Source organism: Gimesia sp., assembly GCF_040219335.1.
Lineage (GTDB): Bacteria > Planctomycetota > Planctomycetia > Planctomycetales > Planctomycetaceae > Gimesia.
This window is the reverse complement of record NZ_JAVJSQ010000029.1, coordinates 671,823-695,322: the sequence shown is the minus strand read 5'-3', so window position 1 is coordinate 695,322 and position 23,500 is coordinate 671,823. Positions and strand designations below refer to the sequence as shown.

General features: G+C 55.4%; 14 protein-coding genes. 9 read left to right on the top strand and 5 right to left on the bottom strand.

Annotation, left to right across the window (positions count from 1 at the left end):
- Positions 1–111: 111 nt before the first annotated feature.
- Entirely contained in the window at positions 112–1,584 is a 1,473-nt protein-coding gene (locus RID21_RS24530) for a glycoside hydrolase family protein (protein ID WP_350193500.1), read from the bottom strand.
- Positions 1,585–1,774: 190 nt separating this feature from the next.
- Here RID21_RS24530 and RID21_RS24525 point away from each other — a divergent pair, with 190 nt between their 5' ends.
- The 3 genes from RID21_RS24525 to RID21_RS24515 are packed head-to-tail and all read left to right on the top strand — an operon-like array spanning position 1,775 to position 5,685.
- Positions 1,775–2,935, top strand: a complete 1,161-nt coding sequence (locus RID21_RS24525; protein ID WP_350193498.1) for a GntR family transcriptional regulator — start codon at positions 1,775–1,777, stop codon at positions 2,933–2,935.
- Positions 2,936–2,970: 35 nt separating this feature from the next.
- Positions 2,971–4,653: a M14 family zinc carboxypeptidase gene (locus RID21_RS24520; protein ID WP_350193496.1), complete on the top strand. Its 1,683-nt coding sequence runs from the start codon at positions 2,971–2,973 to the stop codon at positions 4,651–4,653.
- Positions 4,654–4,683: 30 nt separating this feature from the next.
- Positions 4,684–5,685: a sialidase family protein gene (locus RID21_RS24515; protein WP_350193494.1), complete on the top strand. Its 1,002-nt coding sequence runs from the start codon at positions 4,684–4,686 to the stop codon at positions 5,683–5,685.
- A 90-nt stretch (positions 5,686–5,775) separates the two neighbouring features.
- Here the strand turns inward: RID21_RS24515 and RID21_RS24510 are convergent, their stop codons facing one another.
- Entirely contained in the window at positions 5,776–7,440 is a 1,665-nt protein-coding gene (locus RID21_RS24510; RefSeq protein WP_350193492.1) for an aspartate:alanine exchanger family transporter, read from the bottom strand.
- 123 nt (positions 7,441–7,563) lie between these two features.
- Here RID21_RS24510 and RID21_RS24505 point away from each other — a divergent pair, with 123 nt between their 5' ends.
- Entirely contained in the window at positions 7,564–10,005 is a 2,442-nt protein-coding gene (locus RID21_RS24505; RefSeq protein WP_350193490.1) for a glycoside hydrolase family 10-like protein, read from the top strand.
- Positions 10,006–10,075: 70 nt separating this feature from the next.
- Here RID21_RS24505 and RID21_RS24500 read toward each other — a convergent pair whose 3' ends face one another.
- Positions 10,076–11,467, bottom strand: a complete 1,392-nt coding sequence (locus RID21_RS24500; protein WP_350193488.1) for an RtcB family protein — start codon at positions 11,465–11,467, stop codon at positions 10,076–10,078.
- A gap of 665 nt (positions 11,468–12,132) precedes the next feature.
- Between RID21_RS24500 and RID21_RS24495 the strand changes: the two genes are divergently transcribed.
- Together RID21_RS24495 and RID21_RS24490 are read left to right on the top strand one after the other, a co-directional pair.
- Entirely contained in the window at positions 12,133–15,342 is a 3,210-nt protein-coding gene (locus RID21_RS24495; protein ID WP_350193486.1) for a DUF1553 domain-containing protein, read from the top strand.
- Between the two features lie 87 nt (positions 15,343–15,429).
- The gene (locus RID21_RS24490) at positions 15,430–16,905 is read left to right on the top strand and encodes a DUF1501 domain-containing protein (protein WP_350193484.1); all 1,476 of its coding nucleotides are present in this window, start codon (positions 15,430–15,432) and stop codon (positions 16,903–16,905) included.
- 77 nt (positions 16,906–16,982) lie between these two features.
- Here RID21_RS24490 and RID21_RS24485 read toward each other — a convergent pair whose 3' ends face one another.
- Positions 16,983–17,780 (bottom strand): sialate O-acetylesterase, encoded by a 798-nt coding sequence (locus RID21_RS24485; RefSeq protein ID WP_350193482.1) that lies wholly within the window; start codon positions 17,778–17,780, stop codon positions 16,983–16,985.
- A gap of 121 nt (positions 17,781–17,901) precedes the next feature.
- On the opposite strand from RID21_RS24485, the gene RID21_RS24480 reads away from it, so the two are divergent.
- The gene (locus RID21_RS24480; protein ID WP_350193480.1) at positions 17,902–18,825 is read left to right on the top strand and encodes an alpha/beta hydrolase; all 924 of its coding nucleotides are present in this window, start codon (positions 17,902–17,904) and stop codon (positions 18,823–18,825) included.
- Between the two features lie 56 nt (positions 18,826–18,881).
- The gene (locus tag RID21_RS24475) at positions 18,882–21,845 is read left to right on the top strand and encodes a PVC-type heme-binding CxxCH protein (RefSeq protein ID WP_350193478.1); all 2,964 of its coding nucleotides are present in this window, start codon (positions 18,882–18,884) and stop codon (positions 21,843–21,845) included.
- A gap of 7 nt (positions 21,846–21,852) precedes the next feature.
- Here the strand turns inward: RID21_RS24475 and RID21_RS24470 are convergent, their stop codons facing one another.
- Positions 21,853–22,623, bottom strand: coding sequence for an SDR family NAD(P)-dependent oxidoreductase (locus tag RID21_RS24470; protein ID WP_350193476.1), 771 nt, complete (start codon positions 22,621–22,623; stop codon positions 21,853–21,855).
- A gap of 438 nt (positions 22,624–23,061) precedes the next feature.
- On the opposite strand from RID21_RS24470, the gene RID21_RS24465 reads away from it, so the two are divergent.
- Positions 23,062–23,457 carry an ArsR/SmtB family transcription factor gene (locus tag RID21_RS24465; protein ID WP_350193474.1) on the top strand — a complete coding sequence of 132 codons (396 nt, stop codon included), beginning with the start codon at positions 23,062–23,064 and terminating at the stop codon, positions 23,455–23,457.
- The last annotated feature ends 43 nt before the right edge of the window (positions 23,458–23,500 follow it).

Below are 23,500 nucleotides of genomic sequence, written 5' to 3'. Positions count from 1 at the left end.
CTGTATCATAAGACAGTCAGCGAACCGGGCAATGAATCTCAAGTGAAAAATCAGAAAAGTCGACGAGAGAACCCGATCGACTTTCCTGAGCGAATCGCAAGTGAAGTTACATTATTTCACGAACTGCAGTGAATACAGATCGGCATCTTTCATCACAAACTTCAGGCGTACCGGTTTGCCACTGAGTGCAGAGACATCGGAGCCCCCTTTCCAGGTAACGATCCGATTGATTTCGTTTCCGATCTGCTCACGTGCATCAGCGAGAGTGAAACCGGGAATCGGCTTACCGTTTTCATCCTGTATCTCGACTTTGATGCCCCCCGCAGCAGATGTCGAAAAGTTGATCGACAGCTCAGAACCATCAAAGATCAGCGGCTTCGTCACTAATTCCCCGCCGGCATAGTCGGCCCGTACGGAAGCAAATCCGTCCAGACGCAGCGAATAGCGACGCAAATGGGCGGTAGGCTGCGCATAATCCTGATTCACGTACACCGACATTTCCGCCGGTCCGGTCTGAACCACGTTCAATGCAGGATAGTTCGTTCGCGACACCCAGTTCTGCGCGCCGATTCCCCCGGTGATGAATCCACTCAGAAAAGTGCGATCATACGTGTTACCGCCGCGGGTCGTCATCAGAATCGCATCGGACGTATCTTTGAAGTAGCGGGGATGCACGCCGATTTTTTCTGCCTGCTCATCGGTCAGCACCTGACGCCCGGGCATGAAGCGAGCTGCGACAGCCAGATAAATATGAGGCGCCCGGAAATAGGGGTGGGTCTGGTTGGTATAGAGATGTTCGATCGGTGATTTGTCACCCCGATGCGTGTATTCCATCAGCACCGGTTCGGACCAGTGAATGAAATCATCACTCTCAGTCCGGGCAATCCGACGGAGTTTATCCTTGAACACCCGGAAGTAGCTGATGTATTTTTTCTCAACCGGGGACCAGAACGCGACATTCTGAGAATCAAACATATAAGGAAACGGCACCATCTCTTTGGAGATCACGGTCCCCGCAGGATGCTGTTTCCAGTGAATCCCGTCTGGCGAAGTGAACGCGACCAGGCCGCTTTTCATCGTCCCGCCGAGCGCCTTGTAGCGTTCCGACTTCGGAACTCCCGGGCGTGTATCCAGGAACGGGCTGAGGTTATGCGTCATCGGGGCCGCGTCTGCCAGGATGATGTTGTTCTTTTTGAAACCCTGCTTTTCGAACAGAGAAAACTCGGGCTTGGTCCAGTGAATCCCATCCTTCGATTCCGCATAGCAGTAGACTTCTCCGGTGTCGCCGTCGGCTCCCGCCTGGGGTCGTCCCCGATAGTAAGCGCGATACAGGTCGCCATCTTTGATGATCGTGCAGTATCCGCAGAACAGCCCTTCCCATGGCTTATCGAATTTCAGAACGACGCCTTCATCAACAGGCTGATGCAGTCGCAGACTCACGTTTTTCATTTTGCCGATCAGATAGTCATCCACAAACAGCTCGCGGTGATCCCCGATCGGGAGCGGCTTTGGCTCGCCTGCCTGCAGGCCGACAACATTCAGACTTCCCACAAAAAACAGCATGAACAGCAGCAGTGGTCTCATGTGAATCTCCCGTCTCCTGAAAAGACATCTTGTATCTTTAGAAAAGCATTTCTGTCTGGTACCAATTCAGATTATCGACATTCTCAGCGAATGCATTGTTGACACCACACAAACAACTTGTATCATATTTAAATACAAGTAACGTCAACCCCTGCTTTTTTCAACCCTGATCTGAGAAATTCTCGCGGCCATGACAGCACGTGCCCCGGATTCACAACAGACCAGCCCTGCGACCTCGCTCCCCGGCAAGCAGCGCCCGAAATACCTGCAGCTGGTGGAACAGCTCATGGAGCAGATTACACAGGGCGAATTCAAGCCCGGAGCCGCCCTGCCCTCGGAGCACCAGCTCTGTGAAACCCATCAGCTGGCACGGACCACCGTCCGTAATGCGATGCAACTGCTTGAAGAACAGGGCTGGATCAACCGCATTCACGGCAAAGGTTCGTTTGTCAGTACGAAACCGCCGATCCCCATAAAACAACAGCTCGATATTTTCGCATTCGTGCTCCCGGAAGTCCGCACCGGCTTCTATCCGTCGTTGCAGCGGAGCTTCGAACAGGCAGCTGCCCTGACCCAGAACCAGGTGCTCGTCTGCTGCACGGAAAACAAAGTCGACATGCAGGGCAATACGATCCTGCAACTCATCGACAAACACGTCGCCGGCGTGGCCCTGGTCCCCGCGACCGTCCCCCCGACCCCCGCATACCAGGTAAGGCAGCTGCAACAGCATGGCATTCCCGTTGTCTTCTGCCACCGGGATGTCGAAGGCATCCAGGCCCCCCTGCTTTCCATCCCCTTCCGTGAAGTCGGCCTGCTCGCCGGACAGACACTGCTGGAACAGGGACACCGTTCGATCGCCCTGTTTTCCCCCCACCGCGCCACCGCTTCGATTGAATACGAAACCGGACTCCGCGAAGCCCTGGCTGCCAGCCCCGACTCTTGTCTGGAACCGTTCATCTTTCACGGCCCCAGTTCGCAGCTGCATCCGATTGACTATGAACCGGATCTGCTCAACACCCTGGAAACCATGTTCCAGCGCCCTGATCCCCCCACGGCGATCTTCGCCACCTTCGACTCACTGGCCGAGCTGATTTACCTGCTGCTGGGCAAACTGGGAAAGCGCGTTCCGGAAGATGTCTCCCTGCTCGGATTCGGTGGCACGGTCCGTCACGGCGCAATCCAGAGCCGACTCTCTTCAATCACTGTCGATGAAGTCGCCATTGGCAGAAAAGCAGCTGAGCTGCTGACCCAGATGAAACAGGGAGAACTTCCCATCGATTCTGCGGAAGTATTTCCCATGCCCATTAACACCAGCGCCGGACAGACACTGGGACCACCCCCAGCTCAATAACGATTCCCCAACTTCGCCCCGACGAGGCCTCAACCATGCCTGCCAGACTGTTCTCCCCGCGTATCCCATTGAAAACTCCCCTGTGGTTGGCACTCTGTCTGCTCTGCTTGCTTACCTGGCAACCACCTCAACTGGCAGCCCAGGAAGCCCCAACACTGGAGCAGAAACTCGCCGGGCTCCCACAACCCTGGCAGGAAAAGCTGCATCGGCTGACACTCAAGGAATACACGGAAACGCTGAAATATTGGGAGGAAACGCATCCCGACCTGGTTCAGGTCGACCGAATCGGCGTGACGCTCGAAGGCATTCCGCTCCCCATGCTGAAAATCACCGACTCCAAAACCGACCTGAAACTGAAACAGATCTGTCTGGTCACAGCCCTGCATGGCGGTCCCGAACGCAGTGGCACAACCACAGTGCTGCACTTTGTTGAATGGCTGCTCAGCGATGATCCAGAGGCCGTACGCACCAGACAAAACCAACTGCTGCTGATCATCCCGATCATCAACCCGTATGCTTACTTCGAAACGGATCGCTTTGGCAATTCCCAGAAGATTGACCCCTACACCGGAGGCGGGACTGCCAACTGGGATCTCAAAACCCTGCAGTTCAAGCTGCCGGAAAAATCGCCGGAAGTCATGGCGGTCCTGTCCGTCGTCGATCAGTTCAAGCCTGACGTCCATGTCGATGTGCACGGGACCGGCCTGCAGGAATACAGCCCCGAACAACTGGGCTCCCGAGAACGCTACCGCGGTCAGACGATGTTTGAAGTCACCGGTTCCGCTTATTCGAACATGTCGCTCCGTCCCTGGGACTGGCGGATCACCGAAGCCATCAACCAGGCGGGAGAAGCAGCGGGTTACGGTTACGATCGCTTCGAAGCGGACGCCCAGCGTCTCTTCTGGGGCACTTCCCTGACGGCAATCTCCAATCGACTCTGGCTGGGACGCCCCCAGTTCTACACCGCGCATTACGGCTATGCCCACTATCATACCATGCTGATGGCTTTTGAAGTCGGCTGGGAACAAAGCGGACTGGCGCGGCTGAAAGGCCTGATGCAGATTGGCAACCAGCGTTGGGATGAAGATTACCATCCCGGCTACCCCGTCAATCGCGTCAACAGTTATATCGGCCACTTCGTCAGTGCCTGGGGTCCCACCGCCCAGGCTCGTCGTCAGAGCCGGGTCGAACTCTGGAAACAACAGCCCCGCTTCTCCCAGGCCGTTCTCTATCCGCAGACCGCCGGCCGGGAAACCTACTTCGTCGCCACATCCCAGAAAGCAGCTGAGCTACTCTCTGCCGACATCACCGAACTCCTCGAAAATATCAAGGACGTACCTGGCATCGACCAGAGCTCACTCAAGTCAATCATCAACGCGGGACCGGAAATCAAAATCGCCGTCAGCAAAGGACGTGCGCCAGAACCGGAAGAACCATCCATTCAGCAGGGCATTTCGTTTCAACTCCGTCTCCCTTATCAACGCCCGGAACTCGTCGACATCAGACTCAACGGACACCTGCTGGAAAAAAGCGAAACAGACGGCTATGTCTCCTGGCCCGGGGCCGGTTTCACGCATGTGCAGATCAATGTGCCTCCGGAAAAATCCAGTAAAACTGAACTGTATCTTGTCACCTGCCTGTATCATCCGCGGGAAACCAGAACCTATGGCTGGAAGCCTCCTGCCCCGGTCCTGGACCGCATTCAATCGGAAAAATAACTCGACCTTCACAACTCAAAGGAAGACCTCATGAAAAACGCCTCGCTCCTCTGCGTCGCCTGCCTGGTCCTGCTCTGTCTGGCAGCGCCACTACAGGCCAACGACAAACCGGTTCAGTTGAAGCTGGAAAGTGTCCAGAAAATCTGGGACAAAGATCCTCACAACGCTTTCACCGGACTGACCCGCTTCAAAGACAAATGGTACTGCGTGTTCCGTACCGGGAAAGCACATGTCTCCCCCGACGGTGCCCTGCAGGTCCTCGAATCCAAAGATGGTAAAGACTGGAAACCGGTCGCCCGTATTACGTCCGAGACCGCTGACCTCCGCGATGCGAAAATCAGCGTCACGCCCGAGGGGCAGCTCATGCTCAGTGGTGCCGGGGCTCTGCACCAGCCTGCCCCCTGTCGGCATCAGTCGATGTCCTGGTTCTCCGATGACGGCAAGCACTGGTCCAAAGCTCATACCATCGGCGATCCCAACCTCTGGCTCTGGGGCAATAAGTGGCACGATGGAGACGTCTACAGCATCGGTTATCATACCGGTAAGGAAGGCCCTCGCTTCACTCGTCTTTACAAGAGCAGTGATGGCAAGAATTTTGAAACGGTTGTCGACAAGCTGATTGACGAGGGATACTCCAACGAAAGCTCCCTGGTCTTTACCAAAGATAATACCTGCTACTGCCTGCTCAGACGGGACGGAAAAGGTGCCACCGGCCTGCTCGGTATTTCAAAGCCCCCCTACACCAAATGGGAATGGAAGGACCTGGGCATCAAAATCGGCGGACCGGAACTGTTCCAGTTGCCCGACGGTCGCTTTCTGGCCACCGTGCGCCTCTACTCCCCCAAAGTGCGGACATCAATTTGCCAGCTCGACGTGGAAAACGGCAAGCTCACCGAACTGCTCGCGCTCCCCAGTGGCGGTGACACCAGCTACGCGAACATGGTCCTGCATGATGGCCTGCTGAACGTGAGCTACTATTCCAGCCACGAAGGCAAAACATCCATCTATTTTGCCAAAGTCAGTTATAAATAAATGCAGTTAGCATGACTGTGGCCTGCAAACGAAGCGGGAGCGTGAACCAGATTCACTGCTCCCGTTTTTATTTGTACTTACCAGGCGTTACTACAACAACGCAATCAAAATCGGTGCCAACAGTGTCACCAATACCAGGGCCACCGGATAGACGGTTGCATAACTCGTCGCCGGCACACTCGAATCAATGGCAGACGTAACCGCTCCCAGACCGGGTGTGGATGTCATCGCGCCACACAGGCCCCCGGCTGTCTCCAGCAGATTCAGACGCAGCCAGTACCGCGCCGCGAGAAACCCGGACAAGAGCGGCATCACAACCACCACCGCTGCAGCCAGGCACATCGTCAATCCATTTGCGCGGACCACTTCCACGAAATTCCCTCCCGCCTGACAGCCCGCCTGTGCGAGAAAGACCGTCAGCCCGAGTTCACCCAGCAACAACCGGCCTGCACGCGGCATGCGAACTGACAATCCACCAAACTGACCGAAGTGCCCCAGCAGTAACCCCACCAGCAACGGTCCTCCTGCCATACCGAGGGAAAACGACTGACCTCCCAGCGAAAGACTCAACCGCCCCAGGATCATTCCTAGAATCAGTCCTCCCGCCAGGATGATGAGGTCCGTTTCATCCGCAGTGCGAGCCCGGTGACCAACGGCCGTCGCAAAACGTTCCAGATCCTCCGGCTCTCCCACCGCACGCAGAATATCTCCGTAATGCAGAGTCTGTTCTGAACCGGGAACGAACTCGATATTCTGACGGGTAATACGCGCTATCGTCACACCAAAGCGTGACCGAAAATGCAGATCCTTGAGCGTGCGTCCCACTACCTCTTTACACGTAATCACAATATTACGACGCTGCCGCTCCACATCGAGTACGTATTGCGCGTCGGGACAGCGGGTTCCCAACGCTTCAATCACAGTCTCGATCTGCCCCGTCCGGCCGATGACCAGCAAGAGCTGTCCCAGTTCCAGTTGAAATTCTTTCGGAATCGGTCGCGGTTGCCCCTCCACGATCAAGCGTGAGACCTGGCAGTTGGATTTCGCCAAAATGGTCACGTCCCGAAGTCGCTTCCCCACCAGATTTCTGTTCTGGACTTCGACCACTTCGCGAATGATATCGCCGCGGGCCGCAGTCGATTCGTTCAAGGCGCGTTCAATTCCACCGGGAAACCAGCGGGGTAGAATCTGAATGAAGAGAATCACCCCGATCACACCAAAGGGGTAGGCGATTCCGAATCCAACCGCGACATCCGAACCGGCGGGTAGCTTCTCTGTCGCCGCAGCGAGCGCCGGCGTACTCGTCAGGGCTCCCGCAAACAGGCCGCTCGCCAGATCGGGACTCAACTTGAAGAGACGCCCCATGAGCCAGACGGCCAGCAGAGCCGAACTCAGCATGACTCCGGCCAGCAGCGCCAGCGCTTTGCCACGATTCAGAAACATCTGCAGAAAACTGGGCCCCGCGCCGATGCCCAGGCAGTAGATAAACAGGACCACTCCAGCCAGACCCTTCTCCGGCGAAACCTGGTATCCCCAGTGCCCCGCCAGCAGACCGGCGAAGATCACGCCTGAACTCCCCAGTGATATCCCACGGATCGAAATTTTTCCCAGTATCAGACCGATACCGATTACAGCAAATAAAACGACAAGCTCTTCGATGGCTCTGCACCTTTCCCTGGCTCCCGGAGCGCTAATTTGAATGCCCGCACTATAGTCAACAGACAAGCTCAGTTCTACGTATTCATTAAATATCACTGATAAATACCACGATCTCCCCCGTTTCCAGAGGAAATCTTGTCAGCATTTCCCGAACCCGATACAACTTAAACAGAATTTTGCGTTCTCGATCACTCACTTATACCCATCTATTGATTTGCTATGATCTATCAGTTGCCTTACATCCTGTCTCTAGCTCTCAGCTTCACCACCGGCACAGAAACCGTGCTGGACGACTTCAACTATACAACGTCGTCCGCGGCCAGACAGGCGTGGACCGAACTCAAGGGAACGCTCCCCCTGGCGATGCAGAAAACAGGCAGCCAGAATGTCCTGCTCCTCTCGGCCCCCTTTCAATCCAACCGCGACATTCCCCGGGCCGGGATCGACAAACAACTCAACCAGAGCCTGACCGCCCCCGGGCTGTTTACGATTGACGTTAAACCTGCTTCACCCGACAGCAATCACCAGGTCAGCCTCTATTTCAAAAGTGGCCCCGGCTGGTATTCGACTACTGCCCGTATCAAGGGATCTGACTGGCAAACACTCCGTTTTCCCAAAGGTGATTTTCGCGGTGAAGACAAGCCGCGCGGCTGGGATAAAATTGAAACCGTCCGACTGGTAGTCTGGCGGGAATCCGACAGCGAACCCGACACGCACTTTCAGTTCCGTAACCTGAAAGCCATCACCGGCGACGTGACGATTGTCGTCCCCGACCTCAGCCAGAAACAGAAAGAGAGGGACACCTTCGCAGCTGCCGACCGTATCGAAGCTTTTCTCGAGACTTCTGGAATCGGTTGTGACCGTATCAGTGAAAGCGAACTCTCGCTGAACACACTCGGCTCACGCTCCATCGCAATTCTGCCGTTTAATCCCCGAATTTCATCCCAGGCCTGCGGGGTACTGAATCAGTTTATGGAACGGGGCGGCAAGGTTTATCTGAACTTCAACATTCCGACCGCTCTGGAAAAGAATCTGGGCATCAAAAAAGGCAGTTATTTCAAACCGGACAGTCCGGGTGGACTGGCCTCGATCCATCTGCAGGACGCCGGTATCCTGGGGCTCCCTGCGGAGGTCAAACAGGCTTCCTGGAACCTGGTGACTGCCACCCCAACCGGACACAACGCCCGGATCGTGGGCGAGTGGTTCGATGATACAGGCAAACCAACGGGGAAGCCAGCCCTGATCGTCAGTGACCGGGGGGCCTACTTCAGCCATCTGATCCTGGGAGATGATCCGGTCCAGAAACAGGCCTTGCTGACCGCCCTCATGGCTCATTTCCAACCCCGGCTCTGGGATGCGATCGCCGCCGGTACGATTCGGCAGGCGGAACAGGTGGGCCCCTTTCACTCGTTTGATGAACTCCGCCGCAGCATTGTGTCCACCGTCACTCCACAACAGAGCAAAGTACTGGCGGCCCGCGATCTGGATCGTACGTCCGCGTTACTTGTACGAGCGAAACAGCTCCTGCAGAAAAAAGAAGCGTTCCAGGCCATCGCCTTTGCCCGGCGCTGTCGTGAAGAGCGGGTCAAAATCTACCTGCTGACCCGCGCCAGTCCGCCACGCGAAGCCCGTGCCTTCTGGGATCACAGTCCTACCGGCCCCTACCCCGGCGACTGGGACCGTACCTGTAAAGAGCTTGCCGACGCCGGCTTTAACATGCTCATCGTCAACATGCTCTGGGGCGGTCTGGCCCATTACCCCAGCGATGTCCTCCCCCGCAGCAATTCTTTTGAAGTTTACGGGGACCAGATCGAACAGTGCCTCCAGGCGGCTCACAAACATGGGCTCGAACTCCACGTATGGAAAGCCAATCATAACCTCACAACCGCACCGCCGTCCTTCGTCAAACAGCTCCGCGACGCGGGCCGGACCCAGGTCAGTGTGACCGGCGAAGCCAGCGACTGGCTCAATCCGGCTCATCCCGAAAACTTTCAGCTCGAAGTCGACAGCATGCTGGAAGTCGTTAAAAAGTACCCCGTGGATGGTATTCACTTCGATTACATCCGCTATCCCAATGATCGCCATGACTACAGTGACTATAGCCGTCAAAAGTTTGAGGCCGACACCGGCATCAAAGTCAGCAACTGGCCTACCGACTGTTACAAGGGACAACTCAAAAGCCAGTACCGCGACTGGCGTGCCGACCAGATCACCCGGCTCGTCGAAACCGTATCGCGCGAGGCACGCAAGATCCGCCCCGGTGTCAAACTCTCCGCCGCCGTCTTCCGCGAATATCCGAACTGCCGGGAATGGGTCGCCCAGGACTGGCCTCTCTGGGCCAAACGAGGTTATCTCGATTTCATCTGCCCCATGGATTACACCGCCAGCGACGAACAGTTCCGCCTCTGGATTGAAGAACAGCAGAAACTCCTGGCTGGCAGCATTCCCATCTACCCGGGCATCGGTGCACTCTCATCAGAGGCAACCCTCAGTAGTGACCGCGTCCTGGGACAGGTTGATGTAACCCGTCACCTCAATACAGGTGGGTTTACTGTCTTCAGCCTCAATCCGCAGACACTCTCCAGCGTCGTCCCCGATTTCAAACGAAGTGCGGGGAAAGTGAAGGCGACTCCCCCGCACCGCGCACAGAAAAAGCGTTAAGCCTGATGAAACAAACACAGGCAGGTCAGAGAGAAACCCCAACCTGCCTGTGTTCCTGCTTTACAGCGAGTCAATCTTCGGCCCGGCTTCCGTCGCCGCACATCTTCACCACTTTTGGGTTGAAGCGTGCTACGATTTCCACCAGGTCCTGCTGCTCGGCCATAACCTCATTGATGTTTTTGTAAACACCGGGAACTTCGTCAGCCCCCGCTGAGATCACGGTGATGCCTCGCTTCTCCAGGTCGTTTTTCACCGCCTTCCAGCGGTACTTATCCTTCGCTTTGTTACGAGACATGCAGCGTCCAGCACCATGCGATGCCGAGTTCAGGCTCGCTGGATTTCCTTTTCCACGAACCACGAACGCCGGATCGGCCATTGAACCGGGAATCACACCCATCTCGCCTGCTGCCGCTGGAGTTGCCCCCTTACGGTGCACGTAGACCTCCCGGCCGCCGTGCTCTTCCTTCCAGGCGAAGTTGTGGTGGTTCTCCACGCCGGAGATCACCTTGCTTCCCAGTAGAGCCGCCACGTTCTTATGGATCACAGCATGGTTGGCTGCAGCATAGTCACCCATCAGATTCATCGCTGCCCAGTATTCCTGGCCGGCTTCCGAATCCATGTCCAGCCATGCCAGTCGTCCCAGGTGCTGATGACGCTTTCGCAGTTGCGACTGGGCAATCGACGAATACGTGCTGCATACCGACGCACCGGTTCCCCGGCTACCGCTATGGCTCAACAATGCCACGTATTCACCTGCAGACAGGCCCAGCTCTGCATCATCTTCCGAAATCGTCAGGACACCGAACTCAACAAAGTGGTTGCCCGAACCCGAAGATCCCAGCTGTTTCCATGCCTTGTCTTTGTTCTGACGAGTCACTTTCGTCACCGTCCAGTCCTGATCCATCACGGCATGATGCTGCTTCTTCTCGTGAGCCATACCCACGCCGAATACGGTTCCTCGATTCAGCGCATCAATGAACTGATGACGTTTGTCATCCAGTGCATCAACGGCCGTATCCAGAACCGACAGCTTCATACGGCAGGCAATATCCACACCGACTGCGTAAGGAATCACTGCGTTTTCCAGTGCCAGTACGCCGCCGATAGGCAGACCATAACCGATGTGTGCATCGGGCATCAGCGCAGCACCGTAAGCCGATGGAACATGGCACGCCAGTTCCATCTGGGAGAACGCACCTTCATCGATGCCCTCCTTACCCCAGATCTGGTAATCGATTGGCTCAACAACTTCTTCCGAGTTATCTTCAACCAGTTCTGCAGCCAGGGCTCCGAATGCCTCATCTTCCAGGAAGTCATCAGGCGCAGCGATGACCTGCTGCATGCGCGCTTTGACTTCCTTACCGCGAATATTTTCATTCGCGACGGCCTGCTGAATCGCCGTCATGGCCGTCTTCAGACAATACTGTGGAACACCCAGTTTCAGTAACTGTCGAGAGTTCATCTCTCTTCTCCTCATACATAAAAAACATTCAGCCCCGATTTCCGCTCGGGTCACATATCATTCTATTCCAATTTGTTCTCACTGGACACCGGAGTAGTAATAAGGTTCCCGGTTTCCGACTTCGCCTGGAGAAAAACCGAAAAGTTACTTCGCGCATGACGCGCTTCACCATTCTTTCTCTGGATCTACCTAAAAACGTCTCATCTCTGCCAACACTCAATCAGGCACTCGCGTAAAACTAACAACGGGTGATCGCACCGGCACGTTGCAACAGACGTAACCCGTAAACGATTCCTGACAGTAAACGAAACAGAATAATCCTGTAAGCTCAGGCAGAAACGCCTGTTAGACTACGCACACGGAACTGTCGATACTGTAACGAGATACGTCACTTTATCCCGATCCGCGTCTTGCAAAGGCCCGGAACGAGGATTAGAATAAACCATTGAACCTGAATTCGGGAACACCAGCATTGCTCCCCCGTTCCCGGAACATCTGCCATCCCGCCTGCTGAACCATGGGGTTCAGCTACCGCCGTTGCAAACTGATATGGATTGTCGGTCGGACAGGCATCACCAGAGATTCATTGACAAGTTAAGTTTGAAAAGCCCCGTCCCCGGCGGCCGATCATCCACTTGAAAATTACTATCCAGAAGGTGAATGTCATGCTTCTTCTGTGTTCGAGCAAGCGCATTGTCCCTGCTCTCGTTCTCACTTTCCTGTGGACTTCACTCACCCAGGTGAGCGCTGAAAAGACAACGAAAGTCTCTCCAGCCAGAATACGTTCCATCCTTTCGGAAAACTGTTTCCAGTGTCACGGACCGGATGCCAAGAAACGCGCTGCCGACCTCCGCTTCGATACACGTGATGGCGCCTTTGCCGATCTGGGCGGTCACAAAGCCATTGTGCCCGGCAACCTGAAGGAAAGCGAACTTATCGCCCGCATCACAACAGATGCCGGCGACCTCCTCATGCCGCCGGCCGACAGCGGGAAGAAGCTGAAGCCGGAAGAAATCGAACAACTCAAACTCTGGATCGAACAGGGTGCTCCCTGGCAGGATCACTGGGCCTTCGTAAAACCTCAGAAAGCACCACTGCCTTCCGTCTCACAACCGGGCTGGGTAAATAGTCCCGTCGATCAGTTCATCCTGGCGCGGCTCGATGAAGAAGGTCTCAAACCCACTGCCGAGGCTGATCGTCGTACTCTCATTCGACGAGTCACCCTGGACCTCACCGGGTTACCTCCCACCCCGCAGGAAGTGGAATCGTTTGAAAATGACAAAAGTCCCAACGCGTATGAAAAGGTCGTGGACCGACTGCTGCAGTCTCCCCGGTACGGCGAGCACATGGCCCGCTACTGGCTGGACATCGCCCGTTACGGCGATACTCACGGTCTGCACCTCGATAACTACCGCGAGATGTGGCCTTACCGCGACTGGGTCATTAATGCCTTCAATACCAACAAACACTACGATCAGTTTGTGATTGAACAGCTGGCCGGTGACCTGCTCCCGAATGCGACACTCGACCAGCAGATCGCCACTGGCTTCAACCGCTGTCACGTGACCACCAACGAAGGGGGTTCGATCGCCGAAGAAGTCTATGTTCGCAACGTCATCGACCGGGTGGAAACGACAGGCCAGGCCTTTATGGGGCTCACCCTCGGCTGTGCCGTCTGTCACGACCACAAGTTCGATCCCTTTACGAAAACCGAATTCTATCAGCTGTTTGCATTCTTCAATAACCTCGACGGCCCCGCGATGGACGGGAACATCAAAGACTCCCCCCCTTCCGTCCGTGTCCCCGATGATGCCCAGTCCAAGCAACTCCAGGCTTATAAAGATCAGATTGCAGCCATTGAAAAACGGGGAGCCGACCGTACCAAGGTGAACGAACCCGCGTTTCAGTCCTGGCTCCAGTGGAAGCAGCAGATTCAGAAGACGGGCAGCAATCCCGATCTCTCCATTCCGCAACCGGGCGGTCTGCTGGCTGCTTACTCGCTCGACGAGAAAGAAGGCGATGCCGCTGCAGACAAAACGAACGCCAAAAACAAAGCGTCTGTCAAAGGGGCTCCAAAATGGGTCGCCGGTAAATTCAATAACGGATTCCAGTTCGCCCCCGGCAGCTATCTCGACCTGGGAAAAACCGGACAGTTTGCGAAAGCAACCCCTTTCAGTTACGCCATCTGGGTCAAAACCAATGGTAAAACTTCGGGGCCGATCATCTCCAGCATCAATCCTAATTCGCGCGAACGGGGCTACGATCTGCAGATCACCAACCAGACCCTCAGTGTGCGTCTGATTGATCGCTGGCCCGGCTATGCCGTCCAGGTGCAGACCAAGAATAATGAAATCACGCCCAACCAATGGCACCACGTCTGCGTGACCTACGATGGTTCCGCGAAAGCCCATGGTGTGACCATCTATGTCGACGGTAAAGAGTCCGAACTGACCATCTCCTCCGACTCCTTCAAAAACACGACCCCTCTGAACTCGGCTACGATTCTGCTGGGTCATTCACCAACCAAGCAGCACCTGACAAACGGCTTCGTTGACGAGTTTCGTATCTACGATCACGAACTCTCAGAAACCGAAGTTAATCAGGTCTACTTCGATCATCAGATTGAACCGGTCCTGAAGCTGGCTGCCGATAAACGTACTCCCCAGCAGACTGAACTGCTGAGACAGTACTATCTGAATCAGTTCGATTCCGAATATCGCAAGCTGCTGGCCGAGAAGGTCAAAGTCAAAGCACAGGAAGAAAAACTGATTGCGTCGCTCCCCACCACGCTGGTCTTCCGCGAACGCAAAACCATTAAAGAGGCCTTTGATCTCAAGCGGGGACAATACGATCAGAAAGGGGATAAAGTCGATCGAAAAACTCCGGCACAGTTCCCTGCCATGGCAGCCGAATGGCCCGTCAACCGGCTGGGTCTGGCGAAATGGCTCGTCGACTCCAGTCATCCGCTGACATCCCGCGTTGCCGTCAACCGGTTCTGGCAGCAGTTGTTCGGCACCGGTATCGTCGAAACCAGTGAAGACTTCGGCAACCAGGGAGCGGTCCCCAGCCATCCCGAACTGCTGGACTGGCTCTCCGTCGATTTCCAGGAACACCAGTGGGACGTCAAACGGCTGATGAAACAGCTCGTGATGTCCGCCACTTATCGTCAAAACTCCAGTGTCACTCCGGAACTGTATCAGCAGGATCCCGAGAACCGTTTATTGGCCCGTGGCCCCCGTTTCCGTCTGGATGCGGAAATGCTGCGTGACCAGGCGCTCGCCGTCAGTGGTCTGCTCGTTCCCAAGGTAGGTGGCCCCAGTGTCAAACCGCCTCAACCTGATGGACTCTGGTACGCCGTCGGTTATTCCGGCTCGAATACCGTGCGGTTCAAACAGGATACGGGCCCTGAGAAAGTCTTCCGTCGCGGCCTGTATACCTTCTGGAAACGGACCTCACCCCCGCCGGAAATGTCGACCTTCGATGCCCCCAGCCGGGAAGCCTGCACCATGCGTCGCGAACGGACCAACACGCCACTGCAGGCCCTGCTGCTGTTGAACGATCCACAGTATATGGAAGCCGCTCGTGCCTTTGGCGAACGCATGATGAAAGAAGGCGGTTCGTCTCCCGAAGAGCGGATCAAGTTTGCTTACACAATGGCCACCGGTCATCCGATCTCAACGGAAAACCTGACCCTGATTAAACAGACTTTTGAGGACATGCTGGCCGAATACCAGAAAGCTCCAGAAGCTGCCAAAGAACTGATTGCTGTTGGCGAGTCCAAACCTGACGAGAAACTGAATCCGCAGGAACTGGCCGCCTGGACCATGGTGGGCAACCTCATCCTCAACCTGGATGAAGTGCTCAATAAAAATTGACGACGTTGTTCTTCATCATTCCACAGCATCCACGCCGGATAGCAACAGCTGCGGCTTAGAACTCAACAGAAATAAACAGGTATCGTCATGAATCCCATGCAGGAACATCTCTCACAGATCACGCGACGTCATTTTTTCAAAGCGGGTGGCCTCGGACTGGGAACCGCAGCATTGGCCTCTCTTGAAGCCAATCGTCAGCCCTTGCAGGCAGCGAATCCCGAATCACAGACAATCGGCGGACTCCCCGATATTCCTCACTTCGCTCCCAAAGCGAAGCGGGCCATCTATCTGTTCATGGCGGGTTCCCCTTCCCAGATCGACACGCTCGACTACAAACCGGAACTCGACAAACTTTTCGACAAAGACCTGCCTGAATCCGTCCGGCAGGGACAGCGACTGACAACGATGACCTCAGGCCAGTCCCGCTTTCCGCTGGCTCCGTCGAAATTCAAATTTGCGAAACACGACAACGGTGGCGATGGTGCCTGGGTCAGCGAACTGCTGCCTCACACCGCAGGCATCGTCAAAGATATTTCCATCGTCCGCTCCCTCTGGACGGAGGCCATCAATCACGACCCGGCAATCACCTATATCTGCACCGGTAACCAGTTGCCCGGTCGCGCCAGCCTCGGTTCCTGGCTGAGCTACGGGCTGGGTTCAATGAATGAAAACCTGCCCGCCTTCGTTGTGCTTACCTCCACTTGGTCAGGTCGGCAACAGGCTCAGGCGCTTTACAACCGTCTCTGGGGCAGCGGATTTCTGCCCAGTAAATACTCGGGCGTTTCACTGCGTTCCAAAGGCGATCCGGTGCTGTTCCTCTCCAACCCACCGGGCGTCTCGGCCAAACTGCGCCGCCGCATGCTGGACACACTCTCGCAGGTCAACCAGAACGAATACGAAAGTATCGGCGATCCGGAAATCCAGACCCGCATCTCACAATACGAGATGGCTTTCCGCATGCAGACTTCGGTTCCTGAACTGACCGACATCACCAAGGAAACCAAAGCCACACTCGACATGTATGGCCCCGAGGTACATAAGCCGGGCACATTCGCCTATCACTGTCTGCTCGCCCGTCGCATGGCTGAACGGGGAGTCCGCTTCTCGCAGATCTTCCACCGTGGCTGGGACCAGCACGCAAATATTGCAGGTGACCTGCCCAAACAATGTAAGGACATCGACCAGCCGGCAGCCGCGCTGGTCAAAGACCTCAAACAGCGTGGCATGCTCGATGACACCCTCGTCATCTGGGGCGGTGAATTCGGCCGTACGGTCTACTGCCAGGGGAAACTCAGCCGTGAGAACTATGGACGTGACCACCATCCCCGCTGCTTCTCCGTCTGGATGGCTGGCGGCGGGATTAAAAAAGGACAGGTCTACGGATCGACCGACGACTTCAGTTACAACATCGTTGACAAGCCAGTCCACATCCATGATTTCAACGCAACGATCCTGCAGTGTCTGGGCATCGATCATCGCAAACTGACCTACAAATTCCAGGGTCTCGATCAGCGGCTCACCGGCGTCGAAGAACACCACCCGGTCAAAGACATCCTCGCCTGATCTCCAGTGCTACATACCAAAAAAGAGGCAGTCAACAAAGACTGCCTCTTTTCGTATTCACAGCTTTACAGAATCGCTTACTTCTCAGCAGCCTGCTTCTGCAGTTTCAGCATCTGTGCCGCATAACGTTTGCCGAACTCGCGCTCTGCTTCCGCATTGAAGTGCACCTGATCGCTTTTCGCAGGCAGACCTTTTGAAGAGGCCACCGCGGTGGCAGGCACCGTCTCTGCAATTCCGTGTAGCGACTTGTTGACGGTCTCAGCACCGGGGCGTGTGAAAAACTCACCCAGTTCCCCCATGACGAACGGCATGTCCGGTTCGTTCAGATCTTTGCGCAGATCCGCGATCATGCCCGAGAGTCGCTTCTGGTATGAGTTATACAGCTTGGGATTGGAAGAATCCCCTTCCCCCTGGTGCCAGATCGCACCTTTGATCTCGCCGTACTTCTGATTCTCCTTCGCCAGCTTGACGGCACGCTCATACAGATCGCCCCCTTTGACCCAGCGACTGAGGGGCGTTCCCCCCACGGCTGCGGGAATCAGGCCAATCGTCACGCCCGGCTTTGCTTCCGCAATCACGGGACCAAAGCCGGAACCGGGACCCACGCCGGCAATCTTGGGTTTATCGAAGTGCAAAGGATCGGTGGCCGGCACCCATTTTCCCTGCTTATCGAGTTTCAACACCCGGGGATGCGCCTTGTTAGTCGCGGGATCGACTTTCCCCCGACCTGCCATATTTGACTGTCCGATCAGCAGATAGATTTCAAATTTCTCTTTGGGAGGTAACTGGGACGCGTTCTCTTCCGCCCGGGTTGTACTCAGAACCGTAAACAGCCCCATGAACAGGGCCACACTCAATAGCAGTTTAATTTTCATTTTTTGGGATTCCAGCCTGAAAAGAAAAGACAATTCGATCATACTTTCATTTACTATAGAAGGTCATCCAATGGGATATCAAGCAACCGGTTTCAAGTTTTACAGAAGGAATCTCTGCAGCATGAATTTCCGTTTCACAATCGCGCTCATCGCTTGTACCCTCGCAGCCACAACTCAATTCGCCGGCTTCGAGTCCTCTTCCCCCCTCCGTGCGGCAGAACAGAAGAAGAAAGCCAACTCCCCCAAGCCCGGCTGGAAACCGCTCAAGGACGCGGAATTCAAAGTCTATAAAAAAACGGATCAAGGCGATCTGCACCTGAATATTTTCAAACCCGCAGACTGGAAACCGAGCGACTCCCGACCTGCAGCTGTTTTCTTCTTTGGAGGTGGCTGGCGGAATGGCAACCCCAGCCAGTTTGAACCTCACTGTCGTTACCTCGCCTCGCGTGGCATGGTCTCCTGCGCTGCCGAATACCGTATCAAATCCAAGCACGACACCACCCCCTTCGAATGCGTCGCCGATGGAAAATCAGCCGTCCGCTGGATTCGCAAACACGCTGCAGAACTGGGTATCGACCCCAATCGCATCGTTGCCGGAGGCGGTTCGGCCGGCGGTCATGTAGCGGCCTGCACGGGAACAGTGACCGGCTTCAATGAACCGAACGAAAATAAAAAGATTTCTTCCATCCCCAATGCGATGGCCCTGTTCAACCCGGTCGTTGACACCACCGAATCCGGCTGGAAAGGGGGACCGAAACAGCTGGGAGAACGTTGTAAGGAAATCTCTCCCATCCATTTCGTGCGGAAGGGAACTCCACCTACGATTATTTTCCACGGCACCGGCGACACAACAGTGCTTTTCGAAAACGTCGAACGCTTTACTGATCAGATGAAGCATAAGGGCAATCGCTGTGAGCTTATCGCTTATCCGGATCAACCGCACGGTTTCTTCAATCTGAGTCGTAACAAAAAGAACTACGAAGATACCATCGTAAAACTGGATGCGTTTCTGACCTCGCTGGGCTACCTGCCTCCTCAGAAATAAGTCCGCTGACGACATCCTGAAACATCCTCCCTCAATCCCAACCAGGATCTGACGACATGACCGGTCTTTCCCCAGCCCGACTGTTGGCTTCCGTTCTATCGTTCTCCGCTGTCTGCTGCCTCTCTTCCCTGGCAACAGCGGAGATCAAACCGCCCCGCTCGCTCGATCCGCGGATCAAGATCGAACTTTTTGCTGCCGAACCGGATATCGTCACTGTCACCGGCCTCACCGTTGACCAGCGGGGGCGCGTCTTTGTCGTCGAAAGTCACACTCACTTCCGACCCGAAAATTACAAGGGTCCCAAAACCGACCGTATTCGATTACTGGAGGACACCACGGGCGATGGTCGTGCCGACCGGATTCAGACGTTCTACGAAGGCTCGACCGAAACCATGAACGTCGCCGCTCATCCGGATGGCTGGATCTACGTTGCTACTCGCAGCTCCATTTTCCGACTGCGAGACAAAGACGACGACGGCACAGCGGACCTCCGCCAGAACCTGGTTCAACTGGAAACCACCGCCACCTATCCGCACAACGGCTTCTCAGGCTTTGCATTCGACTTCTTTAACAACATCTATTTCGGCATGGGAGAAAACGAAGGAGCCGACGCCGAACTCGTGGGCGACTTCGGCAATATCTATTTCACCCTCGGCCAGAATTACGGAGACGATGCAACGCTCGTCGGCAAAGGCAGCATCCGCATCCCCGCTCTGCGCGGTGAAGGAGGCGTCTTCCGCTGTCGCACTGATGGCAGCCGCCTCGAACGCATTGCCACCGGCTTCTGGAACCCCTTCCATCTCTGCTTCGATGTCTACGGCCGCATGTTTGTTGGCGATAATGATCCCGGTAATCGTCCCCCCTGTCGCCTGCTGACCATCGTTCAGGGGGGCGATTACGGCTACCGGCGTCGCACACTCGAACCCTTTATCGCAGTCAACGCCGAAACCCCGGGTACTCTGCCCATGACCTCTTCTACCGGCGAATCTCCTACGGGGGTCATCTCCTACGAATCCGACCAGCTCCCCGCCGATTATCGTGGTGATCTGCTCGTGGCCAGTTGGGGTGAACACCGCATCGACCGCTACCACCTCACACCCGACGGTGCTTCGTTCAAAACCACCACGCAACCGGTCATCGCCGGCGAAGAACACTTCCGTCCCGCGGGCATCGCCGTTGGCCCTGACGGCAGCTTGTATATCGGTGACTGGGCCGATCGTTCCTATCCGCTCCACGGCAAAGGACGCGTCTGGAAAATCAGTGCCGTGAAACCGGAACTCTCCCCCCGCGACAACCAACTGACTTCCCCCGACTGGCAGCAACGCCAGAACGCGGCGCGCAACTTACTCGCGCAGAAGAAGTCTGGTATCGAGAAACTCCAGCCTGCCCTCGGCAATTCAGATCCTCGCGTCCGGGCGGTCGCCTTGAATGCCCTGGCCAGCGTTAACAAACTAACGCCCGCTTACATCGCCGGCCTGCTCAAAGACAAAGAACCCGGCATCCGCGAACAGGCGGTTACGATTCTTCCCGCCGACCAGGTCGACTTCGCACAGGTCGCCCGGGAAGATCAGTCCCTCGCCGTCCAGGCTGCAGCCCTCAGACGCATCACAGACAAACAGAGCCTGCCCCTGCTCTGCGAGCGTCTTCACAATAGTGCCCCGTTCATGCAGCAGGCCGCCCGAGAAGGGCTCCGACAGACACTAACCAACGCAGAGCTCGCTGAGTTGTTCTCCCAGAACGACGATCCCGCCGTCCGCCTGGCAGCGATCTTCCTGCTCAAAGAGAGCAATACATCAGCCGATGAAAGCCTGCTCAAACAGGCCCTCAAAGATAAAAATCCTGATGTGCGTTTCGTCGCCGTCGAATGGATCGGCCGCGATCAGCTTAAACAGTTCCGCGAAACACTGGTCGCTGACCTCACCAGTCAGGCTACGACCCCCGATTTACTCAAAGCCTACCTGGCTTCCATCGCGCAGCTGGATGGCGTGATGAAAGACTGGACGCGGGGCACGACAGGCGACTGGTGGGTCACCAAATCCCAGGCACAGCAGTTGGCCGCCCGCCTGCTGGATCTTCCCGAAACGTCTCCCGAAGTGTTAAAACAGATTCTGCTCTTCCTACCCGCGAATCATCCCGCGTTAAGTGAAGCCAAACTGACCACTCTGGCACAATCCGCTGACGCGGGAGTCCGTACCGAAGCGATCCGCAGTCTTCGTGAACTCAAAACGAAAACGACCCGTCAGCAACTGCTGCAGCTCGCCACAAATGCAAAAGTCGACGCCAACCTCCGCGCGGAAGCCATCATCGGCCTCTCTGCCACTCAACCTGAGAATGTCAAACCTCTGCTCAAGCTGGCCACCGACACCAACCCTACCGTCGCCAACGAAGCCCTGCGAACCCTGAGAGGCGCTTCACTCAACCCATCACAACAGACAGCGCTGAAACAGCTGGCTACAGAGAACAACGCGACCAACGCTCTCGTTCAGCGGGTTCTGAATCAAAGTCCTGCAGAAACAAAACCAAACCGGGACGAACTACCTGCGTGGATGCAAACCCTCGCCGGTCCCGCAGACCCCCGCGCCGGTCAGCGTCTCTTCTTTCATCCCCAGGGCCCCGGTTGCTTCCGTTGCCATCAGATCGACGGTCGCGGACAACAGGTGGGCCCCGGCCTGATTCGCACCAACGGTCGTATCGCTTTGAACCGGGAACGCCTGGTCGAGGCGATCATCAATCCCAGTAAAGATATTGACCCGGGCTTTCTCCCGCTGACGATCGTCACCATCGATGGTCAGAGTGCCTCGGGCATTTATCATAAACACAACAACAAAGAACGTTCGATTTACGACTCCAACGGGAAAATCCGTTCGTTCAAAATCGACGAGATAGAAGAAATGGTCCCTTCCAAAACCTCGATCATGCCGAACGGCCTGGTGGACCAGATGACCCTCCAGGAATTTCGTGACCTGCTTGCCTACCTGCTGCCGGAATCGAATTCGAAGCCGAATTCCGGCTCCGAGTAATCGAAGCTCAGCGAACGGCGCCCCCATTCACATTGATGACCTGACCGGTAATGTAAGCCGCTTCCCGACTGCAGAGAAACCGCGCCATGTTGGCGATGTCCTGGGGAGTTCCCCAGCAGTCCAGCGGGGTTTCCTGTTTGACCCGCTCCTGCCAGACTTCACTCGCCGATTCCCCCCAGGCCGTCAGAATCCAACCCGGGGCAATGCAGTTCACGCGAACCTTCGGTGCCAGCGAGACCGCAAGCGAACGACTGAAACCCATGATGGCATTCTTGCTGGTCGCAAACAGCTCACCACTGGCCCCTTCCATTCCCCGATCCGATTGATCCCAGCCGATATTCAGTATACAACCACACCCCTGCTCGCTCATGCGACGTCCCACTTCACGCGACAGCAGAACGGTTCCCCGCACATCGATATCGAATAGTTTTTCGAGTTTCGCATCATACCCCAGTTTGGCCTGGTCTCCCGTCAGCAGATCGACGCCCGCGTTATTCACCCAAATGTCCAATGTTCCCCATTTCTGAAAAGCATGATTAATAAAATCCTTATACTTTTCCTGGTGAGCCAGATCGAGGGAGAGCATCTCGGACTCCCGTCCGCGACTCCGGATCTCTTCCACCACCGCCTCGGCTGCCTGGGACGAATTCCGATAATGGATCAGCACGTCCGCCCCCGCCTCAGCCAGCTCCAGCGCAATCGCTTTTCCGATGCCGGAAGAGGACCCGGTCACCATTGCTTTCTTACCGGTCAAATCGCAGAACGCAGAGACAGACACCACATAACCCCTTACTAACAAGAGACTTAATCACATAAAACAAGTCTTATTTCGCGAATAATTAGATAAACTGGATAAATACTAGTTGACGATTGGGCAGAGCACTACCATAATTGCCAACGAAATAAGGGAGCGGTCTTCAATTTCTGAACTGAAGCGACTCTCCTACGTCACATCTTTCGCCTGTCTGGCAACATTACAAGTAGTAGTTGAATATTTCAGCTGAGATCTGCGCGCCAAGTAATACAGGCGATTTAGGGCCACAATGTTTTGAACAATTGGTATGGCCAGCGGTTGGCTGCTTGTTTTTCATGATTTAACTTCCCCACGCTGACGTGAGTGGAACGAACAAATTTGCCCCACAGGCTGGTCACGTATATAAAGTGACCGGTTTTAAACGAGCTCTATTGCATGAATTTAAAAAAGGAAACTAGTGATATGGCCACAAATCTTGTGGATCCGCCCCAGGAAGGAACGACCCAGCGTTTTCCGACGCTGCCAGATCATCTGGAGAAAAACCTCGTTAAAGTCTTCAAACTGCTGTCCGACGAAACGCGACTGCGGATTATGCTTTATCTGGCCCAGGAAGAAGAATTATTCGTAACTGCCTTGTGTGAAAAGCTGAATCAGAGCCAGCCGGCTGTGAGCCACCACCTCGCACTCCTTCGCGACGCAGGCTTAATTGAAGCACGCCGCGACGGCAAACACAACTTCTATTCGATCTGCCGGACCCATTTTCACGCGATCATGGCTGAACTGTTCAACAGTTTTAATGATCCGAATGAGAACATTATCCGCATCGATAATTTCGTCCTCACCCAGGACCTGAGCTGATTCCCTTTCGAATCAATTCAAATTTGAAAAAAACGACCGAAGA